5 protein-coding genes are annotated in these 2,526 nt (G+C 24.6%); 2 read left to right on the top strand and 3 right to left on the bottom strand.

Translation table 11 applies throughout. The features are described 5' to 3' along the window. The 3 genes from Q0J35_RS08985 to Q0J35_RS08975 form a co-directional block, all read right to left on the bottom strand. Positions 1–569: HrcA family transcriptional regulator (locus tag Q0J35_RS08985; protein ID WP_297195655.1), on the bottom strand; the 569-nt coding region annotated here is incomplete at its 3' end. Positions 570–576: 7 nt separating this feature from the next. Next, positions 577–876: a hypothetical protein gene (locus tag Q0J35_RS08980; protein ID WP_297195653.1), complete on the bottom strand. Its 300-nt coding sequence runs from the start codon at positions 874–876 to the stop codon at positions 577–579. 355 nt (positions 877–1,231) lie between these two features. Beyond that, positions 1,232–1,672, bottom strand: coding sequence for a DNA starvation/stationary phase protection protein (locus tag Q0J35_RS08975; RefSeq protein WP_297195651.1), 441 nt, complete (start codon positions 1,670–1,672; stop codon positions 1,232–1,234). Between the two features lie 125 nt (positions 1,673–1,797). On the opposite strand from Q0J35_RS08975, the gene Q0J35_RS08970 reads away from it, so the two are divergent. Together Q0J35_RS08970 and Q0J35_RS08965 are read left to right on the top strand one after the other, a co-directional pair. After that, positions 1,798–2,040: a hypothetical protein gene (locus tag Q0J35_RS08970; protein WP_297195648.1), complete on the top strand. Its 243-nt coding sequence runs from the start codon at positions 1,798–1,800 to the stop codon at positions 2,038–2,040. 203 nt (positions 2,041–2,243) lie between these two features. Continuing rightward, positions 2,244–2,526, top strand: a 283-nt coding sequence (locus tag Q0J35_RS08965) for a helix-turn-helix domain-containing protein (protein ID WP_297195646.1), incomplete at its 3' end; no start/stop codon positions are given.

Genomic DNA, 2,526 nt, shown 5'->3' with positions numbered 1-2,526 from the left:
TTCTTTCCATCTCCATTTAATTTTTTATTTATATATTTCATAACTGAAATAACTTTTGAATAGTCCATCCTTTTTGGTCCTATAATTCCTATAGTTCCTAAATCTTTTCCATTTACTTTATGTTTAAAAGTTACTACACTAAAGTCTTTTAACTGTTCTTGCTCGTTTTCATCACCAATATAAACTTTTATATCTTCTGCAAAACCACTATTTAACATATCTGCGACTACTTCTTTTTCATCTAATATATTTACAAAATTTTTTGCAACTTCTAGGCTATTAAATTCTGGTAATTCAAAAGCTTTATTAGCTCCTTCTAAATATATTTTATCTTCTTCTGCTAAAACTTTTTTTATCTGCTCTATTATTGGTTTTACAACATTTACGCTATATGTCATTTCATCATATAAGTATTCTTCTAATGGCCTATCAATTGTCTCTAAAGGCTCACCTTTTAATTTTTTATTAAACATATAATTAATAGTTTCAACTTGTTTTGCTGTTATATCTTCATCAAATTTTATTATAGTTTCTTTTACTAAACCACTATCTGTAAGTATTACTGCCATCATCATTCTAGAACCGAAGTAAAACAAATTTTATTTCTTCTATTAATTGTTCATTTGTTTTAGGTCCTATAGATATTGTTGTATAATGAGTTACTTCTGATATTGTATTTGCTGTTATTTTTGTTAAGTCTTCTATTTCATTTACTTTTGTTTCTAGTTTATCACTTATATATTTTATTTCTTCTAGACTTATATCTTTATCATTTACAAGCTCATCTACATAGTATCTATAACCTTTTTCTGAAGGTACTCTACCACTTGATGTATGTGTTTTGTCTAAATAACCATTTTTTTCTAGTTCTGCCATTTCATTTCTTATTGTTGCACTACTACAATCTAGGCCGTGATTTTTAGTTAAAGCATTTGAACTAACTGGTTCTGCTGTATTTATATATTCTTCTACAATTGCTTGTAATACTTTCTTTTTTCTATCATCTAACAATTTTTTCACCTCTTCTTTAATTGTTAGTTTTAGCACTCCTTAAGTTCGTTTGCTAACCTTGTTATATATTATACCCAATTTTAGCACTTGTCAATACTTTCTGCTAAAAAACTTTGTGAATTTTTTGTGAAAAGGGACGTTTCATTTTGGACATTTTGTCCAATTCGGGACACATCTAAAAAATAAACCTAAAGTTTTATACTTTAAGTTTATTTTTTTCTTATTTCATATTCAATTGATTTAACATCCATAAATTTTTCATATAAAGAAGGATATAGTTATCAATTAAAGAAGAAGTTCCATATGCTTTAATATTATCAGCCTTTTCTTTAATCTCATTTGCTTTTTTAAGTAAAGTATTATAATCTGTAATTATATTATTTATAACCTGACAAGTATCAATTTTTTCATTTTGGGCTTCTTTAATACAAGTATTTTCTAAATAATCTTTCATTGTTCCCAAAGGTTGCTCATTTAACATTAAAATATGTTCCGCTAATTCATCAATTTCATCATTTATTTCATCATAATATTCTTCTAATTTAACATGCATTTCAAAGAACTCTTTACCTTTAATATTCCAATGGTAATTTTGAAGTTTCCTATAAAACACATTTAAATCAGATAGAAAACAATTTAAACTTTTAACTAAATCTTCCATCAAAAACTTCCTTTCATATTTTTTATTACTTTTTCCAAAAAAAATATTTTTATTCATCTTATTTTTAATATTTTAATTATTTTTGTAGATAATAATATTATAAAAATTTTTAAGGAGGCTTATTTATGGATAATAATCGTTATATTTTAAATGAATTAAATAAAGGTATAAAAATGGGTATGGACTCAATTTCAAATGTTTCGGAAAAAGTTCAAGATGATAGATTTAAACAAGACTTAAAATACCAATATGACGAATATAATAAAATATTAAATGAAGTAAATACTGAATTAACTAGATTTGATGACTTTCCAAAAGAATTAAATCCTATGCAAAAAGCTATGGGTTGGATGGGTGTTGAAATATAGGCAACCGCAATCCCATTGGCTTTAGACGATGGGTTGAGGTTGCAAAAAGTATATATTTTGTGTTATACTGTCTGTGTAAATATATAGAAATAAAAATATTTACTACAACAACTTGCTTTGTTTTTAGTTTAGAAAAGGTTTTATGATAAATATTAATAAAATATATAGAAAGTAAAAATTAGAAAAGGCGGTGAGAGTCAAAAATGTTAAAAGCATATAAATATAGAATATATCCAAATAAAGAACAAGAAGAACAAATAGAAAAAACATTTGGCTGCTCACGTTTTGTTTATAATAAAACATTATCATATAGAAAAGAAATGTATGAAAAAGAAAAAATAAGTGTAAGTAAAATAGACTGTAATAATTATTGTAATAGAGAATTAAAAAAAGAATATGAGTGGTTAAAAGAAGTAGATAAATTTGCTTTAACAAATGTAATATATAATATGGATACAGCATATCAAAAATTCTTTAAAGAAGGAG

This window comes from uncultured Campylobacter sp., assembly GCF_944323605.1.
Classification (GTDB): Bacteria; Campylobacterota; Campylobacteria; order Campylobacterales; family Campylobacteraceae; genus Campylobacter_D.
The sequence above is the reverse complement of the archived record's forward strand: the minus strand, read 5'-3'. Positions and strand labels throughout refer to the sequence as shown.